General features: G+C 57.8%; 17 protein-coding genes. 7 read left to right on the top strand and 10 right to left on the bottom strand.

Annotated elements, in window-relative coordinates:
- Positions 1-40: 40 nt before the first annotated feature.
- Positions 41-937, bottom strand: a complete 897-nt coding sequence (locus C3F42_RS01675; protein ID WP_038706142.1) for a LysR substrate-binding domain-containing protein — start codon at positions 935-937, stop codon at positions 41-43.
- 120 nt (positions 938-1,057) lie between these two features.
- Between C3F42_RS01675 and C3F42_RS01670 the strand changes: the two genes are divergently transcribed.
- Positions 1,058-2,389 carry a serine hydrolase gene (locus C3F42_RS01670; RefSeq protein WP_104443858.1) on the top strand — a complete coding sequence of 444 codons (1,332 nt, stop codon included), beginning with the start codon at positions 1,058-1,060 and terminating at the stop codon, positions 2,387-2,389.
- Positions 2,390-2,428: 39 nt separating this feature from the next.
- Here C3F42_RS01670 and C3F42_RS01665 read toward each other — a convergent pair whose 3' ends face one another.
- Positions 2,429-4,036 (bottom strand): methyl-accepting chemotaxis protein, encoded by a 1,608-nt coding sequence (locus C3F42_RS01665; RefSeq protein ID WP_104443857.1) that lies wholly within the window; start codon positions 4,034-4,036, stop codon positions 2,429-2,431.
- Positions 4,037-4,284: 248 nt separating this feature from the next.
- On the opposite strand from C3F42_RS01665, the gene C3F42_RS01660 reads away from it, so the two are divergent.
- The 5 genes from C3F42_RS01660 (at position 4,285) to C3F42_RS01635 (ending at position 9,165) form a co-directional block, all read left to right on the top strand.
- Entirely contained in the window at positions 4,285-5,022 is a 738-nt protein-coding gene (locus C3F42_RS01660) for a hypothetical protein (RefSeq protein ID WP_104443856.1), read from the top strand.
- A 352-nt stretch (positions 5,023-5,374) separates the two neighbouring features.
- On the top strand, positions 5,375-5,770 hold the full coding sequence (locus tag C3F42_RS01655; protein WP_256586250.1) for an MbcA/ParS/Xre antitoxin family protein: 396 nt from the start codon (positions 5,375-5,377) through the stop codon (positions 5,768-5,770).
- A gap of 418 nt (positions 5,771-6,188) precedes the next feature.
- Positions 6,189-7,676 (top strand): SulP family inorganic anion transporter, encoded by a 1,488-nt coding sequence (locus C3F42_RS01645; protein ID WP_104443855.1) that lies wholly within the window; start codon positions 6,189-6,191, stop codon positions 7,674-7,676.
- A gap of 11 nt (positions 7,677-7,687) precedes the next feature.
- Complete coding sequence (locus tag C3F42_RS01640; RefSeq protein ID WP_012316922.1) at positions 7,688-8,539, top strand: universal stress protein; 852 nt, start codon at positions 7,688-7,690, stop codon at positions 8,537-8,539.
- A gap of 92 nt (positions 8,540-8,631) precedes the next feature.
- Positions 8,632-9,165: an NUDIX hydrolase gene (locus C3F42_RS01635; protein WP_009684099.1), complete on the top strand. Its 534-nt coding sequence runs from the start codon at positions 8,632-8,634 to the stop codon at positions 9,163-9,165.
- A 33-nt stretch (positions 9,166-9,198) separates the two neighbouring features.
- Here C3F42_RS01635 and C3F42_RS01630 read toward each other — a convergent pair whose 3' ends face one another.
- The 4 genes from C3F42_RS01630 to C3F42_RS01615 all read right to left on the bottom strand — a co-directional run bounded on the left by C3F42_RS01630 (position 9,199) and on the right by C3F42_RS01615 (position 12,056).
- On the bottom strand, positions 9,199-10,734 hold the full coding sequence (locus C3F42_RS01630) for an IS66 family transposase (protein ID WP_009684098.1): 1,536 nt from the start codon (positions 10,732-10,734) through the stop codon (positions 9,199-9,201).
- A gap of 61 nt (positions 10,735-10,795) precedes the next feature.
- Entirely contained in the window at positions 10,796-11,131 is a 336-nt protein-coding gene (gene tnpB, locus C3F42_RS29750; protein WP_009684097.1) for an IS66 family insertion sequence element accessory protein TnpB, read from the bottom strand.
- Entirely contained in the window at positions 11,128-11,460 is a 333-nt protein-coding gene (locus C3F42_RS29230; protein WP_009684096.1) for a transposase, read from the bottom strand. Before C3F42_RS29230 ends, tnpB begins: the two co-directional genes overlap by 4 nt.
- Before the next feature lie 290 nt (positions 11,461-11,750).
- Positions 11,751-12,056: a helix-turn-helix domain-containing protein gene (locus tag C3F42_RS01615; protein WP_004577358.1), complete on the bottom strand. Its 306-nt coding sequence runs from the start codon at positions 12,054-12,056 to the stop codon at positions 11,751-11,753.
- An 83-nt stretch (positions 12,057-12,139) separates the two neighbouring features.
- Between C3F42_RS01615 and C3F42_RS29745 the strand changes: the two genes are divergently transcribed.
- Complete coding sequence (locus tag C3F42_RS29745; protein WP_004577357.1) at positions 12,140-12,592, top strand: hypothetical protein; 453 nt, start codon at positions 12,140-12,142, stop codon at positions 12,590-12,592.
- 380 nt (positions 12,593-12,972) lie between these two features.
- Here the strand turns inward: C3F42_RS29745 and C3F42_RS01600 are convergent, their stop codons facing one another.
- The 4 genes from C3F42_RS01600 to C3F42_RS01585 all read right to left on the bottom strand — a co-directional run bounded on the left by C3F42_RS01600 (position 12,973) and on the right by C3F42_RS01585 (position 20,694).
- Positions 12,973-16,089, bottom strand: coding sequence for a hypothetical protein (locus C3F42_RS01600; protein ID WP_177410826.1), 3,117 nt, complete (start codon positions 16,087-16,089; stop codon positions 12,973-12,975).
- Complete coding sequence (locus C3F42_RS01595) at positions 16,086-17,114, bottom strand: IS30 family transposase (RefSeq protein ID WP_057391188.1); 1,029 nt, start codon at positions 17,112-17,114, stop codon at positions 16,086-16,088. Before C3F42_RS01595 ends, C3F42_RS01600 begins: the two co-directional genes overlap by 4 nt.
- Positions 17,115-17,151: 37 nt before the next feature.
- Entirely contained in the window at positions 17,152-19,386 is a 2,235-nt protein-coding gene (locus C3F42_RS01590) for an ATP-binding protein (RefSeq protein WP_177410825.1), read from the bottom strand.
- A gap of 366 nt (positions 19,387-19,752) precedes the next feature.
- Positions 19,753-20,694 (bottom strand): Wadjet anti-phage system protein JetD domain-containing protein, encoded by a 942-nt coding sequence (locus tag C3F42_RS01585; protein WP_158659513.1) that lies wholly within the window; start codon positions 20,692-20,694, stop codon positions 19,753-19,755.
- Positions 20,695-20,818 lie beyond the last annotated feature (124 nt).

Genomic DNA, 20,818 nt, shown 5'->3' with positions numbered 1-20,818 from the left:
GCGACTTGCCCCGCGACCACCGGCGCGGCCGGTGCCACGCTCACAGTGCGTCCGGAAACTCTTCGCGCAGGCTGCTCCCCAGCCAATCCATGAACCACAACGCATCGGCACTCGGCGGCTGGGGTGGCGTCAGCAACTGATAGCTCTCCAGCGCCACGGCCTGCTCCACGCAACGCACCAGGCTGCCTTCGCGCAGTTCACGTCCGACCAGCACCTCGGTGGCCAAGGCGATGCCGTGGCCGCGCTGGGCCAGGTTCAGGACGATATCGTTGCTGATATGCGAAGTATCGGCCTTGACCCGCACCCTCAGGCCATTGGCGGCGAACCAGCTGTTCCACCAGGTGCCGTCATCGACATGGATCAGCCGCAAGGCGGGCAGGTCGGCAGCGCTCAACCCTGCGGGCAACTGCGCCAGGTAGCTCGGCGCGCAGACCGCGAACACCTTCGGGCGGATCAACACCTCGCGTACACCGCTCAGCTCACCCGGCAGGCCGAAGGCGATGCCCAGGTCCGCCTGGCGGGCATCCACGCTGGTGAACGTGGCATTGGGCTCGATGGCGATCCTCAGGTCCGGGCGCAGGCTGCGCAAGGTGTCGATGCGCGGTGTCAGCCAGCGTGAGGCGAACGCTGGCACACAGAGGATGCGCAGCCAGCGCTCTTCACCACGTTGCCCCAGGCGCGCACCGGCGTCGGCGAGGATCTGCAGCGCCTGCGCTGCGGCCTTGTAGTAATGGGCGCCGGGCAGGGTAAGGGTCACCCCGCGCGGGGAGCGCTCGAGCAAGCGTACACCCAGCCAGTCCTCGAGGTTTTTCACATGCCGGCCGATCGCCGGCTGGGTCACGTGCAGCGCCTGGGAAGCCGCGACATAGCTGCCCAGGCGGGCAGCGGCCTCGAACGCGCGCACGGCGTTGAGCGGGGGCAGGCGATCTTCGGCCATGGGCATTCCTTGGTTGTTAGTTTTTTTAATAGTGAAGGCAAATTTATTGTGCTTTTCCCGCTGGCTCAAGTTGCAGACACTCGGGGCAGCGTATTTCCGCGCTTTTCGAGGAGCCCTCCGATGCGGCCAATAACAATAAAGAAGTCGTTCAACGGTCTTTCCATCCTGGCACTGGCACTCGCCGCACTGGCCGGCGCGGCCCAGGCGGCCGACAGCCAGGGGGCCTGCGGCGTGCCGGGGCTTGAGCCTTGCCCGCAGCCTTTCGACAAGGTGCTGCCGGCGGCCAAGGACATGCTCACCTGGGACCAGGACACCCGGGTCGTGGGCTTTCGCAACACTTATCGCCTGTACGGCGGCGATGTCTTCGCCCCGCGCGGCGCCATGCCATACCCATTGCCGCAGGCCAGTCACAAACTGAGCGACGTGCAGTACCAGTTGGCCGGCAAGCCCCATAACCTGGCGGACTACCTGGCCAACCAGAGCGTGACCGGCCTGCTGGTGCTCAAGGATGGCAAGATCGCTTATGAACACTACGGCAAGGGCAACACCCCGCAGACCTTGTGGACATCGCGCTCGGTGGCCAAGTCGGTGGTCAGCGTGCTGGTGGGCATCGCCGTCAAGGAAGGCAAGATCCACTCGCTGGATGACAGGATCAGCCGCTATGTCCCGGAGCTGGAAGGTTCCGAGTGGCAGCACGTAACCCTGCAGCAGCTGTTGCAGCACACCTCGGGCGTCGTCTGGGACGAGAACTACGCCTCGAAGGATTCGGACTTCTCGCACATGACCCAGTGCGAGGCCACCGCCGATCCCTATCACTGCGTGCTCGACCTGGTGCGTTCGGTCAAGCGCAAGCCCGGGGTCAAGCCGGGCGAGGTCTGGTCGTACAACACCGGCGGTGCCTGGCTGGTGGGCCGGGTGCTGGAAAACGCCACCGGCATGACCATCGCCGAGTACCTGCAGAGCCGCGTGTGGAGCCGCTACGGCATGCAGCAGGCCGGGGTCTGGCATGCGCTGGTGCCCGGCAAGGTGGACATGGGCGGCCACGGTTTCAATGCCACGTTGCGTGACTGGGGGCGGTTCGGCCAGTTCGTGCTGAGTGGCGGACAATTGCCGCAGGGTGAAAAGCTGCTCCCGGACGACTGGATCGCGCGCTCCACCCACTGGACCCAAGCCAAGGGCTCAGTGACAGCCGCCGCGCCCAAAGGTCAATACGGCTACCAGTGGTGGTACAACGCCCCGGCCCCGGACAGCGATGCCGAACCCAAACGCACCGACACCAGCGACCAGACGTTCTGGGCCCTGGGCATCTTCGGCCAGAGCATCGCCATCAATCCGGCGGAGCGCCTGGTGGTGGTGCAGTGGTCGACCTGGAAGAACGCCGAAAGCCCCGGCTCGCTGTATGACGAGCAGGCGGTGTTCGTCAACGCGGTGGCCAAGGCGCTGAGCCAGTAACGCCGGGCGAGGGCAGGGCGCCGGCAAGCGCCTGCCCAGTCACACGCGAAACCGCGACACGCTCGCCTGCATGCCCTGGGCAATCTCGCCCAGGCGCTGCGCCGCCGAGGCTAGCTGCCGCGTGGTGTCGGTGCTGTCCCGCGACATGCGGGCGATCAGTTCTACCTGATGGGCGACATCCTGGCTGGCCCGGGTCTGCTCGCCGATGGTCTGCGAGATTTCTTCGACCACCGACGCGGCGCGGCGCGCGCCTTCACGAATCTGCTGGATCGACGCTCCGGCCTGGGTGGCCAGCTCCACGCCGGCACGCACCCGGGTGACGCCGGTCTGCATGCTGTCGACGGCGTTGCCCGTGCTCTGCCGGATGCGTTCGATCATGCCGGTGATCTCCCGGGTCGACTGCGCCGTGCGCCCGGCCAAGCCGCGTACTTCATCGGCGACCACGGCAAAGCCGCGCCCGGCCTCGCCGGCACGGGCGGCTTCGATGGCCGCGTTCAAGGCCAGCAGGTTGGTCTGCTCGGCGATGGTGTTGATTACCTGGATGATCGAGTGGATTTCTTCCGAGCTTTGCCCCAGCACGGTGATGGTTTCAGAGGAGCGGTTGACCGCCTCGTCGATCCCCTGCATGCCGCCGACCACGTTGAGGATGACCTCGCCGCCGTCGCTGGCCAGGCGCTCGGACTGCCCGGAGATGGCCTGCGCATCGCGGGCGTGGTCGGCGATCCGCGCCAGGTTGGCAATCATCTGCTCGGTGGCCGAGGCCATGCTCACGGCGCTGTCGGACTGCTGGCTGGTGCGCTGCACCAGGCTGCTGGAAGCCTGGCCCAGTTCATCGGCCACTTCGCGCAGCAGCAGGTTCTCTTCATGGATGGCCTTGATCATGTTGCCCAGGCTGTCACGCATGTCCGCCAGCGAACGCAACAGATGCCCGGTTTCGTCACGGTCGTGGACCTCGATCGCGGTGGTGAGGTCGCCCTGGGCGATACGCTCGGCAACCGCCATGGTCTGGCTCAACGGCCGCAGGATGGAGCGCAGCAGCAGGAAGGTGCACAGCGCCAACGCCAGCGTGGCCAAAATCATCCCGCCCACCAGCACGCTGATGCCCCGGTGCAGGGTGGCGGTGCTCTGTTCGCGGCTTTTGTCGGCATTGCCGGCGATCAGGTCGCTCAGGGTGCTGTTGCGTTGCTCCAGTTCCTTGAAGGCGGCGACGAAGGCCGGCAGCTGCGCCTGGGCCTGTTCAGGCGACTGCAATGCCAGCTGGATGATCGACGTGGCGCTGGCGATGTAGTGGTCGAGGAGGGGGCCGAGGTCATTGATGGCCTGGTGCAGGTCGGCGTCCAGGGGCAGTTCCAGGTTGCTTTGCACGACACTGCGGAACCACTTTGCGTGTTCGTCGAGGTCGGCCAGCACCTGGTTGGCGTTGTCAGTATCGCCCGGCTTGACCAGCAGGGCGGCCAGCACATCGGCGCGCAGCGCATCATGCATCATGTCGCCTTCCATGTGGTTGCGCAGGGCGGCCATGCTGGCCTCGCTGCGCTGCAACGCCTGGTTCTGGTCATGCTCGGCGAGCAGGCCGCTGCCGCCAAGCAACAGGGCGGCGAGGATGCTGACAAGACCGAACCCGATGGTTTTCTGGCGAATGTCCATTTTCGAACAGGCTCCGTGGGGTGGGTTTGGTGAGCATAGATGGTTGGAGGTATTTCGCAGGGGGAAAAGAACGGCGCTGAGGTGCGGTGAGGAGATGCCTCATATAACTCAACTAAATGAATATTTAGTTGAGTTATATGTTTATGCCATAAAAAAGTCGGGCAGGGCGTACGAACGTTTGCTGACGCCAGAGACCCTGTGTAGTGTGCATCCAGCTCACTTATCCTCAAAGGAATGAGACATCGACCATGCGTAGATTCACCGCTTTACCGCTGTTGTTTGCCCCCATGATCGCCTGGGGCGACTGCACGAAGAACCTGCAAACCTGGGCCCAGGCCTTGCACCCGACACTGTCGCTAGCCAGCGACTTTGCAGTCTGCAAGGTCAATCCGGCAGATACCAGCCAGGTCTTGGCAGCCTTGCCGTTGAAGGTGAACGTTGATGAATACGGGCAAGGCGATTACAGCCTGGATGTACTGGTGGCCGATGCCAGCAGCGGCAAGATCATTGCCCATCATTACCAGGAGGCGGCGATCGTCTCCGATGCGGTGCAGTTTTCAGGCCTGACGCTGGACACTGCGCGCTATCAGCTAGCACCAGGCTTACGAGCATTTGGCGTGCGCATTCGTCACACAGGATCGTCACGGGTCAATCCGTTCAGCAGTGAAACCCTGAGCCTGTACGTGAACGACGGTTCGCAACTGCGGCAGATCATGAGGCACTTGGTTGTGAGCGAGAGTCACGGCGAATGGGATGGTGTCTGCGCTGGAGAATTCGGTGAGATCAAACGGACGCTGGCAATGGGAAAACCCGGCAAGGACGGTTTCAGCAAATTGCGGGTTACCGAGATATCGACCGGGAGCCAAAGTGTTCCCAAGGGCGCTGATGACTGTCAGGAAATCGAGCGTGCCACGCAGACGAAAAGGTTCAGCCTGAATTATGACGGCGGCCGGTATGAAGTGCCGAAAGGATTGAGATTCGAGTGAGTGGATTGGAAATGGGCTTGGTGGAGGCTGGAATCTGGCCTCCCTCTGGGCGTACTGCTCAATACGAACCTACGCATAATGTATATTATGTTAAATGACGTATTGCGGGAGGTGACCTCCTGTGTCAGCGTTTCGTACTCGCGAATGCGGAAATTCGAGACTTTCCTTGCGAAACTCGCACGCACCCACGCCTAATTCGTAGAAATCTAGAACAGCCTCGCCCTAAAATTCTCAATTTTGAAATTTCCTCGCCCTAGGGGCTGCTTTCAGCCCTTATGTCTTGCACGTTGAATCCATCTAGAATTGACTAGACCTAGTCTTCATCCGTCACCCAACGTCACAAGTGAACCCTATGGATTCTCATGATGCGCAAATGCCTGCGTCAGGCCACCAGGTCCGAAAACCAACCGAGTATCTGACTCAAGCCAGAATCGATGAGCTAAGCCAGTTCAGCATTTTCTTGCTGGCGAAAGAAGGTTTCACGCTCCAAGACGTCCGTGCCATGGTCTCGACCTCCAAGCTCTATGCATCGTCGAAGGTCATCGAACGGATCGTTGGCAAGCCGAGGCATAAAAAAATCGGCAAGAATGATGATGGAGCCTTTCGCCTCAATGCTTTCCAAAGTGCTGTAGCTTTTCAGTTCGCCAGGGTTCTCGAGCACGCAACGACGGTTTTTGGCAGTCTGCAGCTTGCCGAAGAATGGCTTCAAAAACCCTGCAGGCACTTGGCAGATCTGATTCCTCTGTAACCGTCTGGCCAACTCACCCCTCAGCACACAGACCAGCTCGGACAAGAACGGGTGGAAAACAAAGCCTTGCCCGCAGGTATACCCATTGAATAAGCCTGTATCTGACGTAGGTCATGCAGAGCCTGCCAGCGGGTCGCAATCGACGATGGCTTCATTGTATACTTCGGCTCCGCATACCCCTTGAGCTACAGGAACATCAGCATGACTGTACTCCAAACGATCTACTGGCAGCCTACGCCGCCTTAGCGCTACGCCCCCTCGCAACAACCTGCTTCCGCTAGCCTCGCTCGCGGGTGCTCACTGCTGTACGCCTGGTTTTACACCTTAAGCACACAGCAAAAAATCCTCAAAATTTGAATTTGTATCGATTCGCTCGCCACTCCCTTGGCGTGCGCGATGCTTTGCCTTGGATATTTATATGCTGCAAAAACTTAGACAAACGTGGTTTTCCAACGTCCGTGCCGACGTGCTCGCGGGGCCGGTGGTCGCACTCGCGCTGATCCCGGAAGCCATCGCCTTTTCCATCATCGCCGGGGTAGATCCCAAAGTCGGTCTCTACGCCTCCTTCTGTATCTGTGCTGTCATCGCCTTTGTCGGCGGGCGCCCCGGAATGATCTCGGCGGCGACAGGCGCCATGGCACTGCTGATGGTTACGCTGGTAAAAGAGCATGGACTCCAGTACCTGCTGGCCGCGACGCTACTATGTGGCGTACTTCAAATCCTTGCCGGCTACCTGAAGCTCGGCTCGTTGATGCGCTTTGTTTCACGCTCGGTAGTCACCGGCTTCGTAAACGCATTAGCGATTCTGATTTTTATGGCGCAATTGCCTGAGCTGACCAATGTCACCTGGCATGTCTATGCCATGACCGCTGCGGGCCTGGGAATCATCTACCTGTTCCCGTATGTACCGAAAATCGGCAAGGTGATTCCCTCTCCATTGGTGTGCATTCTGACGCTGACTGCCATCGCCATTTACCTCGGTTTGGATATCCGCACCGTCGGTGACATGGGCCAACTGCCTGATACGCTCCCGATCTTCCTCTGGCCTGAAGTTCCGCTGAATTTTGAAACCCTGCGCATCATTTTCCCGTACTCGGCTGCGTTGGCAGTAGTGGGTCTACTCGAATCAATGATGACCGCGACCATCGTCGACGACCTTACCGACACCACCAGCAACAAAAACCGCGAGTGCAAAGGCCAGGGTGTGGCCAACATCGCTGCCGGCATGCTTGGCGGCATGGCAGGTTGCGCCATGATCGGCCAGTCGATCATCAACGTGAAATCTGGTGGCCGCACCCGTCTCTCGACATTGTGTGCCGGCGTTTTCCTGCTGCTGATGGTGGTATTTCTTGGCGAGTGGCTCTCCAAAATCCCTATGGCGGCACTCGTGGCTGTGATGATCATGGTGTCCATCGGCACCTTTAGCTGGGATTCCTTGCGTAATCTGAAAGAGCATCCGCTGTCGACCAACCTCGTCATGGTGGCGACCGTCGTGGTCGTCGTGGCCACTCACAATCTGGCTTACGGCGTACTGGTAGGTGTGCTGCTGGCCTCCCTGTTCTTCGCAAACAAGGTCGGGCACTACCTGGATATCAAGAGCACTCTTGAAGAGACGAAATCGCATCGGACTTACCGCGTCGTGGGCCAGGTGTTCTTTAGCTCTGCGGACAAGTTCACTGAGGTTTTTGACTTCAAGGAGGCGCTCAACAAGGTCACCATCGATCTCACACAGGCGCATTTCTGGGATATCACCGCCGTCGCAGCGCTGGATAAGGTCGTGATCAAGTTCCGACGCGAAGGCGCTGAGGTTGAAGTGCTCGGTCTCAATGAAGCCAGCGCGACAATCGTTGACCGCTTCGGCGTGCATGACAAACCCGGTGCCATCGACAAGCTCATGAGCCACTAAGGAGAACGACAATGACCCGCGTAATGGCATGCATTGATAACTCACAATCCTCATTGGCGGTCTGCGATTACGCAGCATGGGCCTCGCAACGACTCAGCGCTCCCCTGACCTTGCTTCATGTGCTGGATAAGGAGAAATATCCTGCATCCGCTGACCTCAGCGGCAATATCGGTCTCGGTAGCAGAGAACATCTGCTGGAAGAGTTGGCCATGCTGGATGCGCAGCGGGCAAAACTGGCGTTGGAGCATGGGCAGCACATGCTTGAAAAAGCTCGCGAGCGAACAGTTCACTCTGGCGCCATGTCACCTGATATGAAGCAGCGCCATGGCCATCTCGTCGAGAGCCTGAGCGATCTCCAAGACGATATTCGGTTACTGGTGATTGGAAGAGTCGGTGAGGACAGCACGCGCAGTGCCCAAAGTCTTGGCAGCCAGATTGAAGCGATAGTCCGAACTATCCACCGCCCCACCCTGATTACAACCAGCCATTTCAGGAAACCTGAAACGGTCATGGTGGCATTTGACGGCAGCGCAACAGGCCACAAGACCTTACAGATGCTTGCTTCAAGCCCGCTGTGCGAAGGCCTGCCAATTCATATCGTCATGGTTGGAACGGATTCTGAAGACAACCAGAACGCGCTGGAGAAGGCACGAACCACGCTTGCGTCTTCCGGCTCGCTGGTGCATTCCGAGATCCGCCCAGGCGAAGTAGAGTCCACACTGCATGCGTATCAGGCAGAGCACGGCATTGACCTCTTGGTCATGGGGGCGTACGGGCACTCACGCATCAGGCAGTTTCTGATAGGCAGCACGACCACGACGATGCTGCGTACATCCACTGTACCCTTATTGCTGCTTCGCTGAGCCAGTTCCACTGGCCACAGTATTTCCAGAACTGAGGAAATACCGTGGCCACCCTGGACGATGACTAACTGATCTTGCCGCTACGAGACCACATGCAACTCATAACTGAAATTGTTCACCCCGAGCTGAAATCCAAGCAGGGCAGAGTATTCCGTCGACATGCAGCTCGCGGCATCGTGATGCGGGGTGAACAGATCCTGTTGCTGTTCACCGAGCGCTATAACGATTTCAGCTTTCCTGGAGGCGGCCTTGATGGTGACGAGGACATTGTCGCAGGCCTGAAGCGTGAGCTTGAGGAAGAGACTGGTGCTCGTGAAATACAGGTGCTCCAGCACTACGGTTACATCGAGGAGTACCGGCCCTACCAAAAGCCACAGTACGATCTGATGCACATGACCTCGCATTTTTATCAATGCGAAGTAGCGCCCCAGCTAGAGCCGGTGAGAATGGAAAGCCACGAAATCGCTAATGGTATGCGGCCTGTCTGGATCAACCTGCATGAAGCCATCGCACACAATGAAGCCGTCATGCAGCGTCACGAGTCTTCGATGGGGCAGTCAATTCTGCGCGAAACCTACATGCTGAGAAAAGTCGCTTCCGAATTGTTGATGCCAATCAGCCTTTGAGCTGACTATTTGGCGAAGTCCACTTAGCCTGCCTCAGGCAAGCATCCAATGCTGCGGGAGTAATTGCGTGATTTCGCTCGCCCGCTGTGTCGGAAGCCGCATCAGTACATCCTTGAGATAGGCATACGGATCGTGCCCATTCATACGCGCCGACTGGATCAGGCTCATGATTGCCGCCGCCCTTTTTCCACTGCGCAGCGACCCGGCAAATAACCAGTTCGAGCGCCCAAGCGCCCACGGCCGGATCAAATTCTCGATCTGGTTATTGTCGATGGGCACAGCACCATCTTCCAGGTAGCGCGTCAGCGCTACCCAGCGTTTAAGGCTGTAATCCAGGGCCTTGGCCGTGGCCGAACCCTCGGGCACAAGTTCGCGTTGGGCCAACATCCACTCATGCAGTTTTTCAGCGATGGGCACCGCTGTTTCCTGACGTAATCGCCAGCGGGCTTCGTCGCTCATTTCCTTGGCGTGTCGCTCGACTTCATACAACCCGCCAATCGAGTGAAGCGCCTGCTCCGCCAACTGGCTTTTATTGGCTGCATGCAGGTCGAAGAATTTGCGGCGTGCATGGGCCATGCAGCCGATTTCGGTGATGCCCAGCTCGAAGCTGGCCTTGTAGCCGGCGAAGTCATCGCAGACCAGCTTACCGTTCCACGTGCCCAGGAAGTTACGCGCATGTTCGCCGGCACGGCTGGGGCTGAAGTCGTAGACCACGGCCTTTAGGGCCGAGAAAGGCGTGGTGCTATAGGCCCACACGTAAGCGCGGTGGGTTTTCTTTTCGCCTGGTGCGAGCATCTGAACCGGGGTCTCATCGGCGTGGATCACGCCCTGGGCCAACACATGCTCACGCAGCGCATCGACCAGAGGCTGGAGCTGCACACCGGTCTGTCCGATCCATTGCGCCAGTGTCGAACGGGCGATGGGCAGTCCGGCCCGACCAAAAATCTTCTCCTGCCGGTACAGCGGTAAATGGTCGGCGAACTTCGCCACCATCACGTGGGCCAAAAGGCCTGCGGTCGGGATGCCCTTGTCGATCACTTGGGCCGGTACAGGCGCCTGGATCAGTGTTTCACACTGACGGCACGTCCATTTTCCACGCACATGCCGCTCAACTGTGAACACGCCCGGAGTGTAATCGAGCTTCTCGCTGACGTCTTCGCCGATTCGCTGAAGCTGGCAGCCGCACACGCACTGAGTATTCTCTGGTTCGTGACGGATCACGGTTCGCGGAAACTGCGGCGGCAGTGGTGCACGCTTGGGCTTATGACGTGGCTCGGCCGGTGCGGCCGGCGGATTGGCTGCCTTCAGCTCGGCTTCGATAGCTGCGATATCGGTATCGAGCAGATCATCAAGCAGACTGCCTTGGTCGGGGCTCAGTTGCTCGCTGCGCTTGGCGAACTTGTGTCGCTTGAGGATGGCGATTTCATGAGCCAGTTGCTCGTTGACCGTTTCGAGGCGTTGGATTTTCTGGCTCATGGAGTCGACCTGGGACAGCAACTGCATAGCCTGTTCGGCCAAGCCGCGCAGCTGTTCCGGTGTCATCTGGTCGAGATTGGGCGAGGAAGTCATGCCGCTGATTGTGTCAGAGCAGGTCGTCAACAGCGATAAACCGATGGGCTAATGGCAGGGGCTAAAGCACTGTGATCGCGCTGCCTGCGCCGACCCGCTGCCACGGCAAACCCAGTACCAAGGCTTGAAGTTGCTCGTTATCGAGTTCGACTTCCGATCCGTGACGGATGCCGGGCCAATGAAACTTGCCTTGGTTCAATCGTCGCGCTGCCAGCCAAATGCCCACACCGTCATGCACCAAGACTTTCATTCGGTTGGCACGGCGATTAGCGAAGAGGTATGCGCAGTGCGGCTTCGCCACACCGAACACCGCGATCACCCTGGCCAGCGCGGTCTCGGTACCGGCGCGCATGTCCATAGGCTCGGTGGCAAGCCAGATGGCATCGATCCGAATCATTCCAACAGGTCTCGCAGAAAGGTGGCACAGGCGACAGCGCTTTCGGTCGGCCAGTTCACTTTGACGGTGCCACGCGGGTGCTGGATTTCAATGCAGATACTTGATGAAGCTGCCTGCGAATGTCCTCCGGCTAGCGGCAAGGGCACTGGAATGAAAGCAGGTTGCAGCGCCATAGTTTTGTTCGTGAGTACCCTAATCCATTTATGTACGAGGTTCGCGTTAAGGCTGTGCTTCTGCGCGACGCTGGCAATCGATGCGCCGGGCTGGGCGCACTCTTGGACAACTTGGGCCTTGAAGGATTTTGAATAGGAACGGCGTTGTGACTGCATGGAAAGACCCGCTTAAAAGGCTAGAAATGGTGTCCACTTAAATTAGGTGGACACCATCGCCTTTGGCGTCGGGGTCAGGAAGGTGAGTTGGCCGGACGGTTACATTCCTCTCACTCTGGTAGATAACCCAGTTGGATTTAGAGTAATCGAAGACTACTTGGGACGAGTCGAGTTTGGGATCTACCAGTAGGCCTTTCTATGCTTTTGTTGGTGCTAGAGAAGTGTTGTGGAAGCATCGTGTCGACGGTGCCCTCCCTCTACCCTTCCCCACTTGCTCACTTAGCGGCGCTTTAGCTTCGTTTGGATAGGTGTTCAAGAGAGGTTACCTCGGCCAGTTCATCCCTGATCGTCTGAAAAAGACGTTCAACGTCTTGATGGTCGTCTCTACCGATGTAGGTAGCGACGAGGATCGTGAGGGGATGCACCTTAAGGGCTCCAGCGAGTTGATTGATTTTCTCCAGCGTAGGGCTTTTCAGGCCTCGTTCCAGCGAGCTGAGATACGTACGGCTGCTCACTGTAGAAAAATCCTCTTGCGTGAGGTTTTTACTGGCTCGAACCTTTTTGAGCGCCTGGCCGAAGGCGATGTTGAGTTCCAATTTTCCGTTCCCACAAAAGGAACGATGAAGCGCTATCGAGCCCTATAGGGCTACAATCTATAGTGTTCATTTTAGGGGGTGCCATGTTTACTACCTATCCGCGTGCCGAAATAGCGTTTGACCTGCCCGATGAGCCAGCGTCTCCAGCCGGGCAAAGGGTGTGGAGCTTCGTTGAGCAGGAACTGATGTTGCCGTGGTTTTATCTACAAGTGGTGCATAGGTCGGGGCGTGAAAATTTCGCCAGCATGCTCATGATGTACCATGCTCATGAACTCAAACAGCTCGTCGATGCCCAGTCGAACCGTATGTGGGTTGAACAGGTTCAGTTGGTGACACCTCCTCACGTCAACAGCCAATCCACCTGGCTTATGGAACCACTGACGATGGCAGGGATTGCAGCAGATCCCCAAGACGGGTCGTACTTTCTCGTCTACCAGGTGGCCAGCGGGACCGTCTATTCACTGAGAGACGATCTTGATAAGAGTTTGGCCCCCTTTAGCATCTTGTTTTCGGATGTGCGTGACCTGCGGCGATAGGTAGCCTCCGTCCAAGAGAGTCGGATAGAGCGTGCGACTCTCGGGCCGGATGCAAAACTGCTTCCAGAGCGGCGATGACAGAGGAGCTATGAAGGGAAGGCCCAAGGTCAGAACCTCGAAATGGAAGCTAAAGGCGCAATTAATTCAAGAAGCCAGGGCCAAACTAAGCAAAATCGGCCAATACCTTCCGCACCCACTTAGGCATCTTGCAGGCCATGAGCTTGCTGAATTCCTCAGCGCTAAGCGAGCTAAGGATCTTGCCGGCGGCTTGCTCATTTACCCCGGCTTTTCCAAGATACAACAGGGCAGTCAAGGCTAAGCCTACTTGGGTACCAGCTTGCTGGAGCCGTTGCCAAGACGAATGACGCAACCGCACCACCTTAAGCTGTTTTGCGAACTTCCCTGAATGCCTCACTTTGCTCTAGGGCTGAGCTACGGCGATCACCCAAGTCTATCAACGCGTCGAGGATACGCAGTAACACCAGGGCCTGATCTTGCTCGAGCGGATAGTGCTTATCCGTAAGGCGCTGAATCGTAGCGGCGATACGTGCGGGCAGTGTGGTTCCTGTCCAACTACCCTGCGACAGATGAATGGATTCCAGTGCGGCTGCAACCTGCTGTGAGAATGCCCGAATTGGATAGGCATCGGCGGCTCGCTCGCAGAGGGTCAAGAACTTGCTCATCACGTCTGATGACCAGCCAATTTTGGCCATAATGCGAGTGATCATCGGCATGATCGCCGCCACCTGTGACCAGTCACCATTCGCAAATCGGGTCGCCTGCGGCGCATCTGTTACGGCCACGAAAAGGAGCGCCTCGACGAGACGGGCCAATGCGTTGTCGTGAACTGCGCCGTCGCTTTTTTCTGAGAAGGCTTGATCATTGATTAGGCGCTCCGCACACATGTCTAGAAGCCGTAGCATATGTGTATCGATGCGGACGGCGTCGACTACATGGTGGATAGTCAATGACCGGACAATGCGACTCAGCATCTGCAATGAGTTCCTCTCCGCTGACAAGAATGGCTGCAAGCAGATCTCTATGAACCACTCTTCGTCGAGCAGGGGCGCCGATCGTGCAATCAGGCGGCTTAACGTGTCATGCCACTCGTACCCATCTGGGTGGTGTTGTTTTTTATCTGCCGATCTCGGTGGAAACAAGCGTGATGCAGTCCATGTGCAAAGCTCATCGAGCGCCGATTGCCAGTGGCTTTTGTAGGTTGTGGAAGTGCACCACCGCTCAACTGGGAAAAACCTGAAAATCCCTGCAGCGAAGTGCCAATCAAAGAACGGGTCTGGATCACGCAGATACCGATCGCTACCGTCATCCCAATCTTCCTCCTCGCCACCCGGTAGCTGCACCCAGGCCACCGGCATGGGCGGGAACTGCGCCGGGTGCCCTTCGGCCAACTCGTCCAGAGCGAGACGCAGTGCCTGCTCGCGGCTGGCTCGGTCTCTGGAATGATCGTGGCCCCGATCGGGCGTCCAGGTTGAGCGCCAGCGAATGGCCCGCCTCATGACGAGTAAAGCGGCCACCCAGGTGACTGCCAAGTCGTCGTCTCGCAGTAAACCGGCAACCGCCAACGCCGAAACGTCCTCCTGCGGATGGTCAGCCAGTTCAAGCAGCATAGCGACTGCATCAGTATCCTGATTGTTGTTGACGCGTTGCTGCACCAACGCTGCAATGAGGTGGTTGAACGGATGCCATGGTACGTGTGAGCCGTTCAATGGGCGCTCCTGCATGTTCCAAACACGCTCCATCACTTCCCAGGCCCAGTCAAGATCATCACTCTCATCCTGACTAAAACGGATGACACACGCAGCGATGCAGGAGATTGCGCTTTGTACCGCATGATCTCCTACATCAAATCGCACCTTGAACATGTCGTCCGAATCTTGCTGCTTAGCAAATGCCACCGCGCTGGCCAGCTTCATGTGAGGCTGCAGAATGTTTTGTTCCAGTGACTGGGTAGCCCAAGCGAGAACGTTCGATGCGTGAAGAAAAGCCTCTGCTTCATCAAATCGCAACTGTTGTTGAGCGTCGAAGGGAACCGGCGATTCATAGGAAATGGCTTGATGACCCGACTTGGTAGCCACGGCGCGATAGTTGTCGACATCGCCTTGGCCTGCCCATTGCTCTGCCAACGACTTCAAGCGGCTGGCAATTGAACTATTGCTGGCGTCTTCTTCAAATTCGAATGGAAGCCTGTCGGGGAATGCTGCCAGTATCGCCTTGCACCGAGCGCGCAACTGATCGTCTGTCGAAACGGCGAAAGCCATGGCAAGCTGACGCACATTGCGTTTACGGCTTGTCCGCGTTCTTAAGAATGCCTGGGCTTGGCACTGATCATCCGTAAGGCGCGAATCTAGGCTGAAACCCAGGACACCAAGCTCTAGAGTGGGTGTTTGTATGACACGTTTCAGGTCATGCTCCCAGAGTCTTTGGCACCCGACCAAAGCCATTGTTGTTTCTGACACGTGAAGCGATTCGAGCGCTATGAGCAGGGCTAATCCAAGTGCAGCAATACATTCAGACTGTTCGACCACCACACGAATGACTTCATCTGTCGGGCGACCATTCTCCAACTGCTGGAATGCCCAGTAGCTTTGGGCAAGAAATGCGCACTCCAGTGGTGCTGCACCCAATTGGCCTTGGGACCAGCTATAAACTGTCCAGTCCCCCCAGAATGTCTGCTCGCCCCAGGGGAAATCCACTACAACGGGAAAAGGTTTTTTTGTGTCGGCTCGAAGGGCGTGTACTTGCCGCCAACCTGTCACTGCATGATTCGCCATCTCATTGATAAGCTTGAGTGCGTGATCGGGCGCATGGGCAAAGAGGCTAGCGAACGGTTCGTGAAGCGCTGAGACGTCGGTGTAATAATGGTGGTATTTGTTGATGCCGACTTCATCAAGCTCCGGAAACTCCCGACCCAAGGGATAGAACATCTGGTCCAACTGCTGTTGCTGTCTGGGCGTTCGCTCAGCTTCTGGAATTTCGCGAATGGCTTTCCTGCGCTCCGCGCTTCTTCGCCTCTCCTCCTCCTCCCTAGCAAAGCGGGTACCAGGCAACTCTTGAAGGAGTTCTGATTTGGCCAGCTCAATGACAGCGTCGGGCGCGACGGTTGCCATGACGTGTGCATATGCCATGAGCGTACCGTAATTAGCATCCCGTAGGTGCTCGGCGGCTACTGCGTGTTGGTAGAGTTTAATCGCTGGGTCCGGGAACGCCGGTGCGCACCGCAGAATTGCCCGGCGCAGAGACATCGCCAGTTGCTCGCGCGCATCGCGTCCAAGTTCCTTCCATTTGTTACCGGTCGACTCGACACGTTTGGCATTTTCAAGATCATTCAGCCAACGGACGCTCTGGGCTACGATATTGCCTGTACGTTGGATTGCATTGTGCCCCCACATGTTTAGCCACACTTCGAAAACGTCCGCGGCATGCGGAACTAGACGTCCAGGCACGGCGGTTGCAGGAGCTGAGTGCAACACGGTCATTGAATTGAAGCTGGAGCATCATGCCGCATAGTCATGGCCTTCTGCATCACCTCACCCATAACTTCGATGGGGCACTTGAAGTCGAAGCGCTTACGCGGTCGCATGTTCAGTTGCAGTGCAATAGCGTCGAGTTCTTCTTGGCTGTGTACCGACAAGTCCGTGCCCTTGGGCAGATACTGGCGGATCAGGCCATTTATGTTTTCGTTGCTGCCGCGTTGCCAAGGGCTATGCGGGTCGCAGAAGTAAATTGCCACCCCGGTCTGCTGGGTGATTTCAGCATGCCGCGCCATTTCTCGGCCCTGGTCGTAGGTCATGCTCTTGCGCATCGCCAGCGGCATGCCATTGAGCGCTGCACTGAAGCCTTCCATCGCCGAGGTCGCCGTCGCGTCGTTCATCTTTACCAGCATCAGGTAGCCACTGGTACGTTCCACCAGCGTACCGACGGACGAGGCGTTGGCCTTACCCTTGATGAGGTCGCCTTCCCAATGCCCCGGCATCAGCCTGTCTTCAATCTCCGGCGGGCGCACATGAATACTGACCATCTCGGGGATCTGGCCGCGCCGATCCACGCCACCAGAGCGCGGCCGGCGCGTCGTCTTGCCTTGGCGCAGACAGATGATCAGCTCCTTACGCAGCTCACCCACTGGCAGGGCATAGATCGCGTTGTAGATCGTCTCGCGACAGACGTAGGCATCTCTGAGGCTAGGTATGTTCATGTGGCGCAGCTTGCCGGCAATCTGTTCGGGAGACAAACGCTCACGCAGCATATGAACCACCAGTTCGAAGCGCTCGCTCCCCGGCAGCAGCTTTCGGCTCGGTCGACAGACTTGGCGGCGGGCCTTCATCTGCTCCTGGGCCGCGCGGGCCGAGTAGCTGCCACAGACATCTCGATTGCGGCGCAGCTCTCGACTGATGGTCGAAGGAGACCTATTGATCAGGCGAGCAATCCTGCGCAGGCTGAAGCCCTGGGCGTGGCCGATTTGGATGGTGGCGCGTTCTTCAACGCTGAGTTCGGTATATGACATAGGGGCAGCACCGTACCGGAAAGGTCAGGTGTTGCACTCAGTTTTTGCCGCCGCCTACCGTATCTGCGACGGATAGCAACCAATCGATCAGTCGTCCCCAAGTCCTGACGTCAGACGGCCACCCCAGTAGATGTGCAACGCGGATGGATTTTTCCCCGTCGTCAGTGCTCGCTGCACGGCCCAAAACGACGGGGTTTGGGATCGTGTGCTCTGCCTGAAACCACACCAATAGCTTTTCCAGGAGTCGAAAGTCCTGTTCCTGCAACACAGCAGTAAACTCTGCCCATGGGCCTGCATCGGTGAAAGCAGTGGTGAACGGAGGAGCGGTCAGCCAGGTTCTACGCCATTGCGGTCTAAGAGGCTTGCTCTCCAGCAGTCGATAACCGGTTGTCCATCTACCGGGGGTGCTTAGGCTCCTCTGCGCCAGTAGTCCCACTACTCGCCCAAGCAACGGCGGCTCCCCTGCGTCCAAGATCGCGCCGTGCCAGTCGGAATCGAGATCAATTAATACCCGGTAAAATGCCCATTCGAAGAAGATATCGTGGGTAAAAGAGACGGCCGCGCCATCATCATGGTCGCGAATTATCAAGTCGGCTTTCAGCGCTGCCAATTGGGGCACGGTATTACTATCCAGCCTTCGGATCCGAATTCGTCTACCTAGCTCCCCTACTCCCTTCTCTGCCAAATCGAGAATGGCCCGTCGCCTCACCTCCGCTGATTCGGATACTGCGTCGTAGCCCGCCCGCGACCACCAGGCTGCAATCAAATCAGTTTCCGTGTGAAGCGCTGAGGTTTGCATCGCAGCACTGTTTCTCGCCAAGACCGCAGCAAAGAACGGTCGGCGTGCCACTTCCTTCACAGCAGACGATATGCTTAGCAGCGAGCGCAGAGCAGGAACCTGTTCGGCGAGTTCGGCTGCCTCTGCATCGTTAAACGGATCGACGACAACATCGCCAATACCGTGTTCTCGGTAGAAGCTGCTGGGGAACCACGCGCGGTAAGGTTCCAGGCCTTGATCCCGGGAAGTCGCCAGGACTTTCCAGTTGCGGAGGGTTCCGTGGCTCTCAATCACCTTCAACAAATCGGTGATGATGCCCTTCTGATCCAATGGAACGCGGTCAATACCATCGATAAAGAGAACTGGTGTGCCGGTGCTACCTATTTCGGTAAGAATCTCTTCTGCACTATGGCGCAAGCCCAGTGCTGCAGAAAATGCGGACCAACTGTTGCCGAGCAACCGATCTGATTTCAGGAACAGAATTGGTCCTTTGTCGAATGCTTCTTCTGCTTCACCTTTTAAAGCCACGGATTTCCCACAGCCGGGCAACCCTGTGAGGTTGACCAGGCGGAACGTGCCCAGTGAGGCTTGAATTTGCTTGTTGATACGGGGACGTGCGATCCGGAAGTCGCCAATCGTCTCCAGAATATCGGCCATATTGGCTGAGGAGTAGCGCTGAATTAACTCCAGATCAGCGCTGTAGCTTGGGGCGCATCGCAGCCGCATAGCGCCTTGCAACTGCTGGACAAGCGTGGTTCGGGTCCATTTTCTCGCATTACCCGCACCATCACTGGCGATCTGGCACAACCGGTTGAACAGCAACTCGGCTTGGCCATCTTGGTCACTGGCAAGCACGCCCTTCAACTGAGTAATGACTGCCCCCCTAAAAGTTCCTCTCTCACCTAGCCCATCGATTCGCAACGCGACAAGGTGTTGATAGAAGTCCAGTTCTTCATCGTTGGTTTGCGTCTCAGTCAGTGGCTGTAATACTGTGCGCATTGTGCGCTCTGCCGCCGCAGCAGACCCTCCAGTCTCGAAGCGTCGGTTGAAATCCGCCCCACAAACATCTGCCCGGGCCCATTCAATCAGCCGATTGAGTGAACGTAAGCTATCTACTGCGACATGCTCAGTCACAAAGCCGAAGGCATCGCGGCCGACCTGGAATGCTGGCAAGCGTCGTGTCACGGCCGCGGCGGCCATTATGCTTAGAAAGTCTGAGTTGCTGGGCGCGGCCGTGAGTCGAAGGGAACGCTTCACCTGCAGCCCGAGGTTCCGCTTTCCGGCTTCATCCCTAATTTCCACGACAAGGTCGTCCATCGGGTGATCAGCCGCTTGCTGTATTGCAACCGACTCGACTACTCCAGTGCACCCGGCGGCATGCCCTTCAAGCAGCAAGGCAGCGAGGTAGTAAGCCACCACCAAGTCTTCGTAGTTGAACCCTGCCCCACCTGTCAACTCTGTGGAGGTTGATTGGCTTTTGCTACTCGCAGTCATTCTCAATCCCTTCGCAGTTCGAGGCCGATTGCACCAGGCGGAGGGCCCCGATGCTGAATCGATGACTCTAATATGCCTTAAATGCCCAAGGATGGCAGAGAGGACTGAATGGTGCCCAGCTTGCTGGGGGCTGGAGTCGCCTGTCAGGTGCCGGGTATCCGTGTAAGGGATATGGTTTCCTTGGCGTCGTAAGCAATATGCACAGCCTCCAACAGAAGCAGGGCAGCTAGTCCGGCTTGGCTCCCTGCCCTTCGCGATTCCGCCACCTAGCGTTCAACCAAGACCACCATTAGTCCGCGCTGTTTACCTCCCTTTTCTCCGCCACTCCTAGCGCTCGGCAGCGATCTGTCCTGGCATACGCTCTAACTAGGTAGGAAGATTCAAAGGTTGTCCTTCCTGCTCGAACAGTACAGGGGCAAGTTGATCGGCCAATTCCGCCCAGCCTGCGCGGGCAGCATTTCTCTTCATCGCACGATGCTGCTCAGCTTTGGCCTCTTGACCGCGATCAGGCCAGCGTGAAGCCTGCATAGACCATGGCTGCAATCGAAACCCTGACTGGGTGGCGAACTGGGCGATTCGAGCGGCGATACGAAAGCCCCCTTCATCATGATCGCCCCAGTGGTAAATTGGAGGCTTGTGCTCAAGCGAGGATAAGATTCGAACGTAAGCTTGCCCCCAACTTGGCGATGGCATACCTGCCGTGTAGATAATCACTCCCGACGGATTCTTGCTTAGTTCCCGCGCTGCCTGGTGGAAGGTTGTGAGATTCTCTATCGTCAATAACCAAGCAGGCGCACCCATGTAACCTTGGATCACGGTATTGGCGACACCCAAATACGGCCGAATGACTGTGCAGTCATCCTGGTCGGTCAGCCGGAGCTTGCCCATACCCGCCACGAGAAAAGGTTGAGGCTCTTTGATGAGTCCGATCGCTCCGAAAACTTCACTCCAATGTCGGGCCGGCGCATTCAGGGTTTCCGCGGTGAGCAGATCCAAATGCTTGCTCAGGGCTTCCAGACGCTTGGAGTCGCCGAAAAGCTGAGTACTGAGTTGGCGGACGATGCGATCCTCCTTGGTTCCGGCCATCGCATCGAGCGCCCGCAACGCATCAGCGAAATCAGCAGCCGAACCAGGTCCCAGGAGCCTCACCTGCTTGAGCTGGGCCCAGCATGCAAGCAACTCGTCCACCTGTCCCTGTCCGTGCCAAGGCGCCAGTAGTGCAGCCGCCTGGCCAAGGATTGCACTGGAGGTGGGACGCTGCAGATGGTCGGCGAGTCGATCGAGATCCTGAAGAACTACCGCATCCAATGGACGATCCCCCCCTCCTTGCCTGGCCCACTCCAGCTTAATCGCGCCAGCTGACGCCGCTGCCCGCATTCGTTCGTGCATGCGGTGTCAATGGCCATTAATTTTGACCCACTTTTGGCCAATA

Origin of the sequence: Pseudomonas sp. PONIH3 (assembly GCF_002934345.1) — a bacterium.
Lineage (GTDB): Bacteria > Pseudomonadota > Gammaproteobacteria > Pseudomonadales > Pseudomonadaceae > Aquipseudomonas > Aquipseudomonas soli.
The sequence above is the reverse complement of the archived record's forward strand: the minus strand, read 5'-3'. Positions and strand labels throughout refer to the sequence as shown.